Here is a 14204-nt window from a genome sequence, read left to right as displayed (position 1 = left end):
TTTAGGTTATTTTTCGCGACGCGAATTATCAATGGTTTTAATCAGGCAAAAGTCAGGATTATGACGAAGAGCACATATTTCGTAGTGCTTTGTAACATTTACCGGAAAGCGAGTACTGGCGGGGGAATGCGCTAATTTTCAGTAAGTAACATTGATATTGTGAATATATTTTTCAGTGTTTCTGTTTTTGGAAAACAACAAACTTTTTTTAAATAAAATAAGTAGCACCACATTGACCTGGAATGTTGGGTTTAAATGATTATCCCGATGCTTAACGACATGATCGTTAAATAAAAAAACGCCGCATTACGCGGCGTTTGTTTCTCATTGACCAGAGCAGCGTTATTATTCGCCGATCTTAGTCCAGGTATCACGCAGACCGACGGTACGGTTAAATACCGGTTTTTCTGCCGTGCTGTAACGGCTGTCCAGGCAGAAGTAACCCTCACGTTCAAACTGGAACGCTTTACCGGCTTCAGCGGCTTTCAGAGACGGCTCGGCATACCCCTGCTTGATAATCAGAGACTCAGGGTTAATGACCGCCAGGAAGTCCTCCGCAGCGCCTGGATTAGGCACACTGAACAGACGATCGTAGAGACGGATCTCAACCGGCAGCGCATGCTGCGCGCTCACCCAGTGGATTACACCTTTTACTTTACGGCCATCCGCCGGATCTTTACTCAGCGTCTCTGCGTCATACGTACAGAAGATGGTCGTGATGTTACCTTCCGCATCTTTCTCTACGCGCTCGGCTTTGATTACATAGGCGTTACGCAGACGTACTTCTTTGCCCAGCACCAGACGCTTGTACTGCTTGTTCGCTTCTTCGCGGAAGTCGGCACGATCGATCCAGATTTCACCGCTAAACGGCACGTCGCGGGTGCCCATTTCCGGTTTGTTCGGATGGTTAGGCATCGAGACCTGTTCGCTTCCGCCCTGCGGATAGTTTTCGATAACCAGTTTCACTGGATCGATCACTGCCATCGCGCGCGGCGCGTTTTCGTTCAGGTCTTCACGAATGCAGGATTCCAGAGACGCCATTTCGATGGTGTTGTCCTGCTTGGTGACGCCAATACGTTTGCAGAACTCACGAATGGACGCCGAGGTGTAGCCACGACGACGCAGGCCAGAGATGGTCGGCATACGCGGGTCGTCCCAGCCTTCAACGTGCTTGTCGGTGACCAGCAGGTTCAGCTTACGCTTGGACATCACGGTGTATTCCAGGTTCAGACGAGAGAACTCGTACTGACGCGGATGCACAGGAATGGTGATGTTATCCAGCACCCAGTCGTACAGACGACGGTTGTCCTGGAATTCCAGCGTGCACAGAGAGTGCGTAATGCCTTCCAGCGCATCGCTGATGCAGTGGGTGAAGTCGTACATCGGGTAGATGCACCACTTGTTACCGGTCTGGTGGTGTTCAGCGAACTTAATGCGGTACAGCACCGGATCGCGCATCACGATGAACGGAGACGCCATATCGATTTTGGCACGCAGACACGCTTTACCTTCTTCGAAGCCACCGGCACGCATTTTTTCAAACAGCGCCAGGTTCTCTTCCACGCTACGATCGCGGAACGGGCTGTTTTTACCAGGCTGAGTCAGCGTACCGCGGTATTCACGGATTTCGTCAGCTGACAATTCGTCGACGTATGCCAGACCTTTGTTAATCAGTTCAACCGCGTAGGTATACAGCTGATCGAAATAGTCTGAGGAGTAGCAGATATCGCCAGACCAGTTGAAGCCCAGCCATTGCACGTCGTTTTTTATCGACTCAACGTATTCGATGTCTTCTTTTACTGGGTTGGTGTCATCGAAACGCAGGTTGCACTGCCCCTGGTAATCTTGCGCAATACCAAAGTTCAGGCAGATCGATTTGGCGTGACCAATGTGCAGGTAGCCATTTGGCTCCGGCGGGAAACGCGTGTGGACTGTGGTGTGCTTACCACTGGCCAGATCTTCATCGATGATCTGACGAATAAAGTTACTCGGGCGGGCTTCTGCCTCACTCATCGTGGATTCCTCAAAGCGTAAACAACGTATAACGGCATATGATCTTATAAGCCGGACGTAGTGACAACCCTTAAAACGTCCCGGAAGAAAATAATGGGGGCAATTGCTGCAAAAAAAAGCGGCGGAGGATATCCCCCGCCGCTAAAGGCATAACTCTACTCAGGAGCGATTACTTGCCTTTAATCTCATACAGTGGCGTCTGGCCTGCAACTACCTGCCCCTGCGCCTGGATCACCAGACCGCTGAAGTCGTCGATGTTGCTGCACACGACCGGGCTTATCATGGAGCGCGCGTTAGCATTCAGGAAGTCCAGATCCATTTCCAGAATCGGCTGGCCTGCCGCCACTTCAGCACCCTCTTCCACCAGGCGAGTAAAGCCCTGGCCGTTCAGCGCAACGGTATCGATACCCATATGGACAACGATCTCCGCGCCTTTTTCCGTTTCCAGGCAGAACGCATGGTTGGTGTTAAAGATTTTCACGATAGTACCGGCAGCCGGAGAGACCACGGTTTTGTCCGTTGGTTTCACCGCCACGCCGTCACCGACCGCTTTGCTGGCGAACGCTTCGTCAGGCACCTGTTCAAGCGCAACAACGTCACCTGTCACCGGAGAAACCAGCGCAGCGATGGTCACCGCGTTTGGCACAGCCTGCGGTTTTGCAACCGGCGCGTCAGCCACTGGCGCGTTATCCGTTGAGGCGGCAGCGACCGGCCCACGGGCAACCACTTTTTTCATTTCATCGCCGATAGATTCGGCCTTCGCACCCACGATAACCTGGATGGTTTGTTTGTTCAGTTTCACCACACCAGACGCACCCAGGCGTTTGCACATTGCATCGCTCACGCGCGCGGAGTCGCCTACGGTCAGACGCAGACGGGTAATACAGGCATCGATCGCTTTCAGGTTGTCGGTGCCACCCACAGCGGCAATGTAGCTGGTTGCCAGTTGGGTTAAACCCTCTTCGGTATTGCTGTTGGCTTCACTGGTCACAACATCATCTTTCGTATCTTCGCGACCAGGCGTCTTCAGGTTAAACATACGAATAACCGCGCTGAACAGAACGAAGTAGATAACGAAGAAGATCAGGCCCATCACCATCAGGATCCAGACGTTGCTGCTTGCCGCCGGCAGGTTGTACATCAACACATAGTCGATGGCGCCTGCGGAGAAGGAGAAGCCAGCATGGATACCCAGAAGGGTGGCGACGAACAGGCTGATACCGGTCAGGAACGCATGCATCAGATACAGCAGCGGAGCCAGGAACATGAACAGGAATTCCAGTGGCTCGGTCACGCCGGTCAGGAAGGCGGTGATCGCAACGGACAGCAGCATCCCGCCAACCATTGGGCGACGCGCTTTCGGCGCAGCCAGGTACATTGCCAGCGCCGCGCCAGGCAGACCAAACATCATGATTGGGAAGAAGCCAGACATGAACATGCCCGCGGTGCCGTCGCCTGCGTAGAAGCGGTTGATATCACCGTGGAATACCGCGCCGGCCGCGTTGGTGAACTCACCAATCTGGAACCAGGCGATGGTGTTCAGTACCTGATGCAGACCGGTTGGGATCAGCAGACGGTTAATGAAACCGAAGATGCCCGCGCCCATTGCGCCCGCAGACACGATCCACTCGCCACCCGCATGGATAGCATGCTGCACCGGTGGCCAAACGTAGCCAAAGATGGCGGCGAGGATCAGACAGAAAAAGCCCGTCGCAATCGGCACAAAACGTTTACCGCCGAAGAAGCTCAGGAAGTCAGGAAGTTTGATACCTGCCCAACGGTTGTACACGGCGCCACCCACCAGGCCAGTAATGATACCTGCCAGCACACCCATGTTGATTTCAGGATTGATGGTTACCATCGCTTTCGTGAGGATGAAGTAACCGACAGCCCCTGCCAGTGCCGCGGCACCCGCGCTGTCTTTTGACCAGCTTGACGCCACACCGATGGCGAAAATCAGCGCCAGGTTGTCAAAAATTGCGCCGCCTGCCTGGGCAATAAACGGCACGTTAAGAAGATCGGGTTGCCCGAATCGCAGCAGCAATGCTGCAACCGGTAGCACGGCGATAGGGAGCTGCAAAGCCCTACCGAGGCGCTGGAAAAAACCTAAAATATTCATCCTATTCCCCCTACGAGACCCTTTGTTAAGACTCGCGCATAAACTATGTTTTTATTGTGTCACGAACGATAGATACAGTTGATGATTCACTGGCAGTGTGAGTGTGTGAAAAATTAATTCGTATCGCAAATTAAACACCTATTTTTTGTGATTATTGTCACCAAATATCGTATTAAACCCTCCCTGTCACTGGCTAACGACGAAAACTTATTTTATCATTCAAAAAATCAAGACGGATTGATCCGGCCTGAAAGGTTCCAGGTTACGCTTAGTTCAGGTTGCACTAATCATCCGCCCACTTTTACTTAAACTTTAGAGGTGAATAATGAGACTGATTCCCCTGGCAACAGCTGAACAAGTCGGAAAATGGGCTGCTCGTCATATCGTTAACCGCATCAACGCGTTCAAACCAACAGCCGATCGTCCTTTCGTTCTCGGTCTTCCAACCGGCGGCACGCCCCTGACCGCTTATAAAGCTCTGGTTGAAATGCACAAAGCGGGCCAGGTTAGCTTTAAACACGTTGTGACCTTCAACATGGACGAATATGTCGGCCTGCCAAAGGAACATCCGGAAAGTTACCACAGCTTTATGCACCGTAATTTCTTCGATCACGTTGATATTCCGGCTGAAAACATTAACCTGCTGAATGGAAACGCGCCTGATATTGACGCAGAATGCCGTCAGTATGAAGAAAAAATCCGTTCCTACGGTAAAATCCACCTGTTTATGGGCGGCGTAGGCAACGATGGTCATATCGCGTTCAACGAACCGGCATCTTCACTGGCTTCCCGTACCCGTATTAAAACGCTGACCCATGATACGCGCGTGGCTAACTCCCGCTTCTTTGACGGCGACGTCAATCAGGTGCCTAAATACGCGCTGACCGTGGGCGTGGGCACGCTGCTGGATGCCGAAGAAGTGATGATTCTGGTGCTGGGCGCGGTGAAAGCGCAAGCGCTTCAGGCTGCCGTTGAAGGCAACGTGAACCATATGTGGACGATCAGCTGCTTACAGCTGCATCCAAAAGCGGTTGTCGTGTGTGACGAACCGTCCACCATGGAGCTGAAAGTGAAAACGCTGAAATACTTCAACGAGCTGGAAGCTGAGAACATCAAAGGTCTGTAATTGAATAACCGCCTCTTTTATCCGGGGCGGTCGCTTTTTTTAACCGGGGGTCGATATGTACGCTTTAACCCACGGTCGGATTTATACCGGCCATGAAATTCTGGATGACCATGCGATTGTAATCGCCAATGGCCTGATTGAACGTGTTTGCCCGCTGGCGGAACTGCCGCCGGAGATCGAACAGCGTTCACTCAATGGAGCTGTAATCTCCCCCGGTTTCATCGACGTACAGCTTAACGGCTGCGGCGGTGTCCAGTTTAACGATACCGCAGAAGCGGTGACGGTTGAAACGCTGGAAATTATGCAGAAAGCCAACGAGAAATCGGGCTGCACCAGCTATCTGCCAACGCTGATCACCAGCAGCGATGACCTGATGAAACAGGGTATCCGCGTCATGCGCGAATACCTGGCAAAACATCCGAATCAGGCGCTGGGCCTGCACCTGGAAGGGCCCTGGCTGAATATGGTCAAGAAAGGCACCCATAACCCAAACTACGTGCGCAAACCGGATGCCGAGCTGGTGGATTACATGTGCGCCAATGCCGATGTGATCACCAAAGTGACGCTGGCCCCGGAAATGACCGGCACGGACGTTATCAGCAAACTGGCCGCCGCCGGGATTGTAGTATCTGCGGGCCATTCGAACGCGACGCTGAAAGAGGCGAAGGCCGGTTTCCGCGCAGGCATTACATTTGCCACACACCTTTATAACGCGATGCCCTATATTACTGGCCGCGAACCGGGACTGGTTGGCGCAATTCTGGATGAACCAGACGTCTACTGCGGCATTATCGCCGACGGCTTGCATGTCGATTACACCAACATCCGCAACGCCAAACGCCTGAAAGGCGACAGGCTCTGCCTGGTGACGGATGCTACCGCTCCGGCAGGAGCGAATATTGACCAGTTCATTTTTGCTGGTAAAACAATATACTACCGGAATGGACTGTGTGTGGATGAGAACGGCACGCTGAGCGGTTCTTCTCTGACGATGATCGAAGGGGTACGTAACCTCGTTGAACATTGCGGCATCGCACTTGAGGAAGTGCTGCGCATGGCCACGCTTTATCCGGCGCGCGCCATTGGCGTCGATAAACAGCTCGGTGGTATTGCGCCAGGTATGGTTGCAAACCTGACGGCGTTCACACACGATTATAAAATTATTAAGACCATCGTTAATGGTAACGAGGTCGTCACTGAGTAAGTAAAAGTATGACACCAGGCGGACAAGCTCAAATCGGTAATGTCGATCTCGTTAAACAACTTAACAGCGCGGCAGTTTATCGCCTGATTGACCAGCACGGGCCAATCTCACGCATTCAGATAGCCGAACAAAGCCAGCTTGCTCCCGCCAGCGTGACAAAAATTACACGTCAGCTTATTGAGCGCGGCCTGATCAAAGAAGTCGATCAGCAGGCCTCCACCGGGGGCCGCCGCGCGATTTCCATCGTCACGGAAACCCGCAATTTTCAGGCCATTGGCGTTCGCTTAGGACGTCATGACACCACGCTTACGCTCTACGACCTGAGCAGCAAGGCCATTGCCGAAGAGCATTACCCCCTTCCTGAGCGCACGCAGGAGACGCTTGAACATGCGTTACTGAATACCATTGCGCAGTTTATCGAAAGCTGTCAGCGCAAGATCCGTGAACTCATCGCCATCTCGGTGATTTTGCCCGGCCTGGTTGACCCGGAAAGCGGCGTTATTCGCTACATGCCGCATATTAAGGTAGAGAACTGGGGGCTGGTTGAGGCGCTGGAAAAGCGCTTCAAGCTGACCTGCTTTGTTGGTCACGATATTCGCTCGCTGGCGCTGGCGGAGCACTACTTTGGTGCGAGCCAGGACTGCGAAGACTCTATTCTGGTGCGCGTTCACCGTGGTACAGGTGCGGGCATCATCTCGAATGGCCGCATTTTTATTGGTCGTAACGGTAACGTAGGCGAGATTGGTCATATCCAGGTGGAACCGCTTGGCGAGCGCTGCCACTGCGGTAATTTTGGCTGTCTTGAAACCGTTGCCGCCAACGCCGCCATTGAACATCGCGTTCGCCATCTGCTGGAGCAGGGTTACCAGAGCCGCGTCACGCTGGACGATTGTAAGATCGGCGCCATCTGCAAAGCGGCAAACAAAGGCGATGCGCTGGCCTGCGAAGTGATCGAACAGGTAGGACGCCACCTGGGTAAGACCATCGCCATTGCCATCAACCTGTTTAATCCGCAAAAGGTGGTGATTGCCGGCGAGATCGTTGAAGCCGAAAAAGTGTTACTGCCCGCCATTGAAGGCTGCATCAATACCCAGGCGCTGAAGGCATTTCGCCAGAATTTGCCGGTGGTGCGATCTACGCTCGATCACCGCTCGGCAATTGGCGCATTCGCCCTGGTAAAACGTGCCATGCTGAACGGGATCCTGCTGCAACATTTGCTGGAATCCTGATCGGATCTTATAGTAACGCCTTCTTTTTTTGATGTCGGATTGTCCATGACCATTAAGAATGTAATTTGTGATATCGACGGCGTGCTGATGCACGACAACGTTGCCGTGCCAGGTGCTGCGGAGTTTCTTCACCGCATCATCGACAAAGGAATGCCACTGGTTCTTCTCACGAACTACCCTTCACAGACTGGTCAGGATCTGGCAAATCGCTTTGCTACTGCGGGCGTCAACGTCCCGGACAGCGTGTTCTATACCTCTGCGATGGCGACCGCGGATTTCCTGAAGCGTCAGGAAGGCAAAAAAGCCTATGTGGTTGGTGAAGGTGCGCTGATCCACGAGCTGTATAAAGCGGGCTTCACCATCACCGACGTGAACCCGGACTTTGTCATCGTGGGCGAAACGCGCTCCTTTAACTGGGAGATGATGCATAAGGCAGCCTACTTTGTCGCCAACGGTGCGCGTTTTATCGCCACCAACCCGGACACGCACGGTCGCGGTTTTTATCCCGCCTGCGGTGCGCTGTGTGCCGGTATCGAAAAAATCTCGGGCCGTAAGCCGTTTGTTGTCGGTAAACCGAGCCCGTGGATTATCCGCGCCGCACTGAATACGATGCAGGCACACTCAGAAGAAACCGTCATTGTGGGCGACAACCTGCGTACCGATATTCTTGCTGGCTTCCAGGCGGGGCTTGAAACCATCCTGGTGCTTTCTGGCGTTTCACAGCTTGATGACATTGATACGATGCCGTTCCGGCCAAGCTGGATTTACCCCTCTGTCGACGAAATCGACGTTATTTGATTCAGAACCACGCCTCAGGGCGTGGTTTTTCATTTCTGCTGTCTTAAAACATCACTTCATCTAACGAAATCAGCTCTTCATTGAGAAATCATCAATATAATTGCTTAAGGCATACACTTTTTTTAAGATTCGGCAATTGCCATTGCACTTTTTACGTTTTCATCGGTAAAACGCTTGCGCCCCCTCCCCTTTTTGCGGCATTTTCATAAGCAAGCAACATCACAACGCAACAGGGTTAACGGAGAAGGTTATGTGTTCTATTTTTGGCGTACTGGATATTAAAACTGACGCGGGCGAACTGCGTAAAAAAGCACTCGAATTGTCCCGCCTGATGCGCCATCGCGGTCCGGACTGGTCAGGCGTTTACGCCAGCGATAAAGCGATTCTGGCTCACGAACGTCTCTCCATTGTTGATGTCAACGCTGGCGCACAGCCGCTGTATAACGAGAAAAAAACGCACGCGCTGGCTGTTAACGGTGAAATTTACAACCATCAGGCGCTGCGCGCTGAGTACGGCGATCGCTACGCGTTTCAGACCGGCTCAGACTGCGAAGTGATCCTGGCGCTGTATCAGGAGAAAGGCCCGGAGTTCCTCGACGACCTGCAAGGTATGTTCGCCTTCGCCCTGTACGACAGCGAAAAAGACGCTTACCTGATTGGCCGCGACCATATTGGTATTATCCCGCTGTACATGGGACACGATGAACACGGTAACTTCTACGTTGCCTCAGAGATGAAAGCCCTGGTACCGGTATGCCGCACCATCAAAGAGTTCCCGGCAGGTAGCTACCTGTGGAGCCAGGACGGCGAGATCCGCCCGTACTACCAGCGCGACTGGTTTGATTATGAAGCGGTGAAAGACAACGTGACGGACAAAGCGGAACTGCGTCAGGCGCTGGAAGAGTCAGTGAAAAGCCACCTGATGTCAGATGTCCCCTACGGTGTACTGCTCTCCGGCGGTCTGGACTCCTCCGTGATCTCCGCGATCACCAAGAAATTCGCCGCACGTCGCGTGGAAGATCAGGAGCGCTCTGAAGCCTGGTGGCCACAACTGCACTCCTTTGCCGTGGGTCTGGAAGGGGCACCTGACCTGAAAGCCGCCCAGGAAGTGGCGAACCATCTTGGCACGGTGCACCATGAAATTCACTTCACCGTACAGGAAGGTCTGGATGCGATCCGCGATGTGATCTATCACATTGAAACCTATGATGTGACCACCATTCGCGCCTCCACGCCGATGTATTTGATGTCGCGGAAGATCAAAGCGATGGGCATCAAGATGGTGCTCTCCGGCGAGGGTTCTGACGAAGTGTTTGGCGGTTACCTCTATTTCCACAAAGCGCCAAACGCCAAAGAGCTGCATGAAGAAACGGTGCGTAAGCTACAGGCGCTGCACATGTTTGACTGCGCGCGCGCCAACAAAGCGATGTCCGCCTGGGGTGTGGAAGCCCGCGTGCCGTTCCTCGATAAGAAATTCCTCGATGTGGCGATGCGCATCAACCCACAGGACAAAATGTGCGGCAACGGCAAAATGGAGAAACATATCCTGCGTGAATGTTTTGAATCCTACCTGCCGGCGAGCGTGGCGTGGCGTCAGAAAGAGCAGTTCTCCGATGGCGTAGGCTACAGCTGGATCGACACCCTGAAAGAGGTGGCGGCGAAACAGGTTTCTGATCAACAACTGGAAACTGCGAGCTTCCGTTTCCCGTACAACACGCCAGCCTCGAAAGAGGCGTATTTGTACCGTGAGATCTTTGAGGAGCTGTTCCCGGTTCCAAGCGCAGCCGAGTGCGTACCGGGTGGTCCTTCGGTCGCCTGCTCTTCTGCTAAAGCCATTGAATGGGATGAATCCTTCAAAGCGATGAACGATCCGTCAGGACGCGCGGTGGGCGTTCACCAGTCTGCTTATAAATAATGTCCAGACTATAATCAGGCCCTCCGGGGCCTGATTTTTTTGCCTCTCTTTTCCCTGCATAAAATCGATTAATAACCAATAATTGTCGAATATTCGGCCTCGCTGTTCGCAACCTAACCAAACAGTCACATTCCGGCTATTTTCATTGAAAAAGGTGTTGACGCTGCAAGGGTCTATACGCATAATGCGCCCCGCAACGCCGATAAGGTAACGCGAAAAAAAGATGGCTACGTAGCTCAGTTGGTTAGAGCACATCACTCATAATGATGGGGTCACAGGTTCGAATCCCGTCGTAGCCACCATCTTTTTTGCGGGAGTGGCGAAATTGGTAGACGCACCAGATTTAGGTTCTGGCGCCGCAAGGTGTGCGAGTTCAAGTCTCGCCTCCCGCACCATTCCCAGGTAAGCGTTGCACGGATGGGGTATCGCCAAGCGGTAAGGCACCGGTTTTTGATACCGGCATTCCCTGGTTCGAATCCAGGTACCCCAGCCATCGAAGATTGCAGTACTGGCTACGTAGCTCAGTTGGTTAGAGCACATCACTCATAATGATGGGGTCACAGGTTCGAATCCCGTCGTAGCCACCATATTTACGTTATCGAATACGATTCGGTAAACTGAACATTGTTGGGGTATCGCCAAGCGGTAAGGCACCGGATTCTGATTCCGGCATTCCGAGGTTCGAATCCTCGTACCCCAGCCACTTTAAAGTCGTTAAGCAGTTTGTTTAACGCAATTGGGGTGTCGCCAAGCGGTAAGGCTCTGGTTTCTGATACCAGCATTCCGGGGTTCGAATCCCTGCACCCCAGCCACTTTAAACAAACAAGCCCGCTCTGCGGGCTTTTTTGTTTTTGTTGTTCAGAATAGTGCGGCCTGATGCCTTCACCCTAACCCTCTCCCACGGGGAGAGGGAATAAAGATCAGAGTCCGAGGGCGTACTTCAGGGCCTGACGCTTCAGACCACCGGCTCGTTCCGCTGCCATCAATCCAATATTGCGCACTATACGCACCGGACCAACATCATTGCTGAACCCGGCATAGAACAGATCCATCCCCGACTGCATAATGAAGTTATCCGCCATACGGCGCGTCTGGTAGCGCTTCAGAACCTGATGGCTGGCCCAGGCTTCCGCGTGGGCGCGAGCGTTACCCAGCACATCCAGTAACGCATCGACGTCACGGTATCCCAGATTCACCCCCTGCCCCGCCAGCGGATGAATGGTGTGCGCCGCGTCCCCCACAAGCACCAGTCCTTCACGGGCATACTGCAACGCATGGCGTCGCATCAGCGGGAATGCGCCGGCGGCAACCGGGGTCACGTTGCCCAGACGGCTCGGGAAGTGCTGGCGGATTTCGCGCTGCAACTGATCCATGGACAGCCCCTGCAACTGTCGAATGCGCGCCGGTTTGTCGTACCACACCAGCGAAGCCCAGTTATCAAACAGCGGTAAGAATGCATGCGGGCCGTTCGGCGTAAAATGCTGCCAGGTGCTTTCGCCCGGCGCGTTTTCTGACTGAACGGTGATCAGCATGCAGGACTGCTGGTACTGCCAGGCATGGATCCCAATGCCTGCCATCTGCCTGACCTGCGAGTTCGCGCCATCCGCTCCCACCACCAGCTTTACGGCCAGCTCATCGTCGTTGTCCAGCGTCAGGAGATACCCGCCCTCATGACGATGCAGGCCTTTCAGCGAGTCCGGCACGCGCAGCGTCACCTTCGGGTGCGCCTCCAGCGCCTGCCAGAGTGCCTGCTGGAGCACGTTGTTTTCCACCATATAGCCCAGGCGCGGCAGTTTCAGCTCGGCGGCATCAAACGACACGTGAGCATTTTCCCACTCCCAGGTTTCGAGACGGCTGTAAGGATGCGCGCGCATCGCCAGCACCGCCTCCCAGACGCCCAGCCCGCGAAGCAGATCAACAGAGGCCGCGCTGATGGCGGAAATACGCACGTCCGGTTGGCTGGCAGGATCGAATGCCGGCGGAGCCGCCTGTTCAATAACGGTTACGTCAAATCCCTGCTGCGCCAGCCCCAGCGCCAGTGCGCCGCCGACCATACCGCCGCCAACAACGGCAACTTCGGTGTTCAGGAGTGTCATGGTCACTATTCCTTATTGAAGAATGCCTTAAGTTTACCGGATTTTTGCGGCCCTGAGGTTGACAACCTTCATACTGGTCACAACCGCACCAAAGCATTACAATACGCGGCTTGCAATCCTGAGCTGAGCAAGTCGATGACTAAAAAACTCCATATAAAAACCTGGGGCTGTCAGATGAACGAATACGATTCATCGAAGATGGCCGATCTGCTGGATACCACCCACGGATACCAGCTGACTGAAAATGCGAAAGAAGCCGATGTGCTGCTGCTGAACACCTGTTCAATTCGTGAAAAAGCACAGGAAAAAGTCTTTCATGTGTTAGGCCGCTGGAAGCTTCTCAAACGGAAAAATCCGGACCTGATCATTGGCGTGGGTGGCTGCGTCGCATCGCAGGAAGGTAAGCTGATCCGCCAGAGAGCCCCCTATGTGGATATCGTTTTTGGCCCTCAGACCCTGCACCGCCTGCCAGAGATGATTAATCAGGTTCGCGGCAGCCGTAGCCCGGTGGTTGACGTGAGCTTCCCGGAGATCGAGAAATTTGACCGTCTGCCAGAGCCGCGCGCTGATGGCCCGACCGCCTTCGTCTCCATCATGGAAGGCTGCAACAAATACTGTACTTACTGCGTGGTGCCTTACACCCGCGGTGAAGAAGTGAGCCGCCCGGCAGACGATATCCTGTTTGAAATCGCGCAGCTTGCCGCGCAGGGCGTTCGCGAAGTGAACCTGCTGGGGCAGAACGTGAACGCCTGGCGCGGGGAAAACTACGACGGTACCACCGGCAGCTTTGCTGAACTGCTGCGTCTGGTGGCGGCGATTGACGGCATCGACCGCATTCGTTTTACCACCAGCCATCCGATGGAATTTACCGACGACATTATTGACGTCTATCGCGATACGCCAGAGCTGGTGAGCTTCCTGCACCTGCCTATCCAGTGCGGCTCTGACCGCGTGCTGAACCTGATGGGTCGTCCACATACGGTGCTGGAGTATAAGTCCACCATCCGCAAGCTGCGTGAAGCGCGCCCGGATATCCAGATTAGCTCCGACTTTATCGTCGGCTTCCCTGGCGAAACCGCTGATGACTTCGAGCGCACCATGAAGCTCATCGGCGAGGTGAATTTCGACGTCAGCTACAGCTTTATCTTCTCTGCGCGCCCGGGCACCCCTGCGGCCGATATGGTTGATGATGTACCGGAAGAAGAGAAAAAGCAGCGTCTGTATATTCTACAGGAGCGTATCAACCAGCAGGCCAACGCCTGGAGTCGTCGCATGCTCGGCACTGTCCAGCGTATTCTGGTGGAAGGCACCTCCCGTAAGAGCATCATGGAACTGTCTGGTCGAACCGAAAATAACCGCGTGGTGAATTTTGAAGGCACCCCGGACATGATCGGTAAGTTTGTGGACGTCGAGATTGTCGAAGTGCTCACGAACTCGCTGCGCGGGAAGGTGGTACGCACTGAGGATGAAATGGGTCTGCGAATTGCACAGACTCCGGAATCCGTTATCTCTCGCACCCGCAAGGTCAACGACTCTGGCGTAGGTATTTACCAGCCGTGATCCTCCTGGCCTGCCTGTCCGGCAGGCCTTGTATTTCCTCTCATCACCCCCAATATCTACCGCAACGCTTGCGCCTTTATTCTGTGGCGTGAATAATTTCGGTAATGACCGTTTTATTACGCCGTGTGGCCACAGGTCAGTTAA

Annotated in this window: 9 protein-coding genes and 6 tRNA genes; 12 read left to right on the top strand and 3 right to left on the bottom strand. The window is 53.8% G+C overall.

Annotated elements, in window-relative coordinates; translation table 11 throughout:
• Positions 1-345: 345 nt before the first annotated feature.
• Together glnS and nagE are read right to left on the bottom strand one after the other, a co-directional pair.
• The gene (gene glnS / locus L384_RS09280) at positions 346-2013 is read right to left on the bottom strand and encodes a glutamine--tRNA ligase (protein WP_023324321.1); all 1668 of its coding nucleotides are present in this window, start codon (positions 2011-2013) and stop codon (positions 346-348) included.
• A 169-nt stretch (positions 2014-2182) separates the two neighbouring features.
• On the bottom strand, positions 2183-4132 hold the full coding sequence (gene nagE, locus L384_RS09285; protein ID WP_023324320.1) for a PTS N-acetyl glucosamine transporter subunit IIABC: 1950 nt from the start codon (positions 4130-4132) through the stop codon (positions 2183-2185).
• A 325-nt stretch (positions 4133-4457) separates the two neighbouring features.
• On the opposite strand from nagE, the gene nagB reads away from it, so the two are divergent.
• From nagB to L384_RS09340, 11 genes are all read left to right on the top strand, one after another.
• Positions 4458-5258 carry a glucosamine-6-phosphate deaminase gene (gene nagB / locus L384_RS09290; RefSeq protein ID WP_003858663.1) on the top strand — a complete coding sequence of 267 codons (801 nt, stop codon included), beginning with the start codon at positions 4458-4460 and terminating at the stop codon, positions 5256-5258.
• A 55-nt stretch (positions 5259-5313) separates the two neighbouring features.
• Positions 5314-6462, top strand: coding sequence for an N-acetylglucosamine-6-phosphate deacetylase (gene nagA, locus L384_RS09295; protein WP_023324319.1), 1149 nt, complete (start codon positions 5314-5316; stop codon positions 6460-6462).
• A gap of 8 nt (positions 6463-6470) precedes the next feature.
• Complete coding sequence (locus tag L384_RS09300) at positions 6471-7691, top strand: DNA-binding transcriptional regulator NagC (protein ID WP_017694286.1); 1221 nt, start codon at positions 6471-6473, stop codon at positions 7689-7691.
• 45 nt (positions 7692-7736) lie between these two features.
• The gene (gene nagD, locus L384_RS09305) at positions 7737-8489 is read left to right on the top strand and encodes a ribonucleotide monophosphatase NagD (protein ID WP_003858667.1); all 753 of its coding nucleotides are present in this window, start codon (positions 7737-7739) and stop codon (positions 8487-8489) included.
• Between the two features lie 250 nt (positions 8490-8739).
• The gene (asnB, locus tag L384_RS09310) at positions 8740-10404 is read left to right on the top strand and encodes an asparagine synthase B (protein ID WP_003858669.1); all 1665 of its coding nucleotides are present in this window, start codon (positions 8740-8742) and stop codon (positions 10402-10404) included.
• A 225-nt stretch (positions 10405-10629) separates the two neighbouring features.
• A tRNA-Met gene (locus L384_RS09315) sits at positions 10630-10706 on the top strand.
• A gap of 8 nt (positions 10707-10714) precedes the next feature.
• Positions 10715-10799 (top strand) — tRNA-Leu (locus tag L384_RS09320).
• 23 nt (positions 10800-10822) lie between these two features.
• A tRNA-Gln gene (locus tag L384_RS09325) sits at positions 10823-10897 on the top strand.
• 17 nt (positions 10898-10914) lie between these two features.
• A tRNA-Met gene (locus L384_RS09330) sits at positions 10915-10991 on the top strand.
• 41 nt (positions 10992-11032) lie between these two features.
• Positions 11033-11107: transfer RNA gene (locus L384_RS09335), tRNA-Gln, on the top strand.
• A 34-nt stretch (positions 11108-11141) separates the two neighbouring features.
• Positions 11142-11216: transfer RNA gene (locus tag L384_RS09340), tRNA-Gln, on the top strand.
• Positions 11217-11324: 108 nt separating this feature from the next.
• Here L384_RS09340 and ubiF read toward each other — a convergent pair.
• Complete coding sequence (ubiF, locus tag L384_RS09345) at positions 11325-12500, bottom strand: 3-demethoxyubiquinol 3-hydroxylase (RefSeq protein ID WP_003858670.1); 1176 nt, start codon at positions 12498-12500, stop codon at positions 11325-11327.
• A gap of 135 nt (positions 12501-12635) precedes the next feature.
• Here ubiF and miaB point away from each other — a divergent pair, with 135 nt between their 5' ends.
• Positions 12636-14060, top strand: coding sequence for a tRNA (N6-isopentenyl adenosine(37)-C2)-methylthiotransferase MiaB (gene miaB / locus L384_RS09350; protein WP_003858672.1), 1425 nt, complete (start codon positions 12636-12638; stop codon positions 14058-14060).
• Positions 14061-14204: the final 144 nt, after the last annotated feature.

It is taken from the genome of Enterobacter sp. MGH 38 (assembly GCF_000492855.1).
Classification (GTDB): Bacteria; Pseudomonadota; Gammaproteobacteria; order Enterobacterales; family Enterobacteriaceae; genus Enterobacter; species Enterobacter hormaechei_C.
The sequence above is the reverse complement of the archived record's forward strand: the minus strand, read 5'-3'. Positions and strand labels throughout refer to the sequence as shown.

Bases quoted from the DNA above. Each gene is read 5' to 3' on its own strand.
- nagE (WP_023324320.1), bottom strand. From the start codon at position 4,132: ATGAATATTTTAGGTTTTTTCCAGCGCCTCGGTAGGGCTTTGCAGCTC.
- nagB (WP_003858663.1), top strand. From the start codon at position 4,458: ATGAGACTGATTCCCCTGGCAACAGCTGAACAAGTCGGAAAATGGGCT.
- nagD (WP_003858667.1), top strand. From the start codon at position 7,737: ATGACCATTAAGAATGTAATTTGTGATATCGACGGCGTGCTGATGCAC.
- asnB (WP_003858669.1), top strand. From the start codon at position 8,740: ATGTGTTCTATTTTTGGCGTACTGGATATTAAAACTGACGCGGGCGAA.
- L384_RS09300 (WP_017694286.1), top strand. From the start codon at position 6,471: ATGACACCAGGCGGACAAGCTCAAATCGGTAATGTCGATCTCGTTAAA.
- miaB (WP_003858672.1), top strand. From the start codon at position 12,636: ATGACTAAAAAACTCCATATAAAAACCTGGGGCTGTCAGATGAACGAA.
- ubiF (WP_003858670.1), bottom strand. From the start codon at position 12,500: ATGACACTCCTGAACACCGAAGTTGCCGTTGTTGGCGGCGGTATGGTC.
- nagA (WP_023324319.1), top strand. From the start codon at position 5,314: ATGTACGCTTTAACCCACGGTCGGATTTATACCGGCCATGAAATTCTG.
- glnS (WP_023324321.1), bottom strand. From the start codon at position 2,013: ATGAGTGAGGCAGAAGCCCGCCCGAGTAACTTTATTCGTCAGATCATC.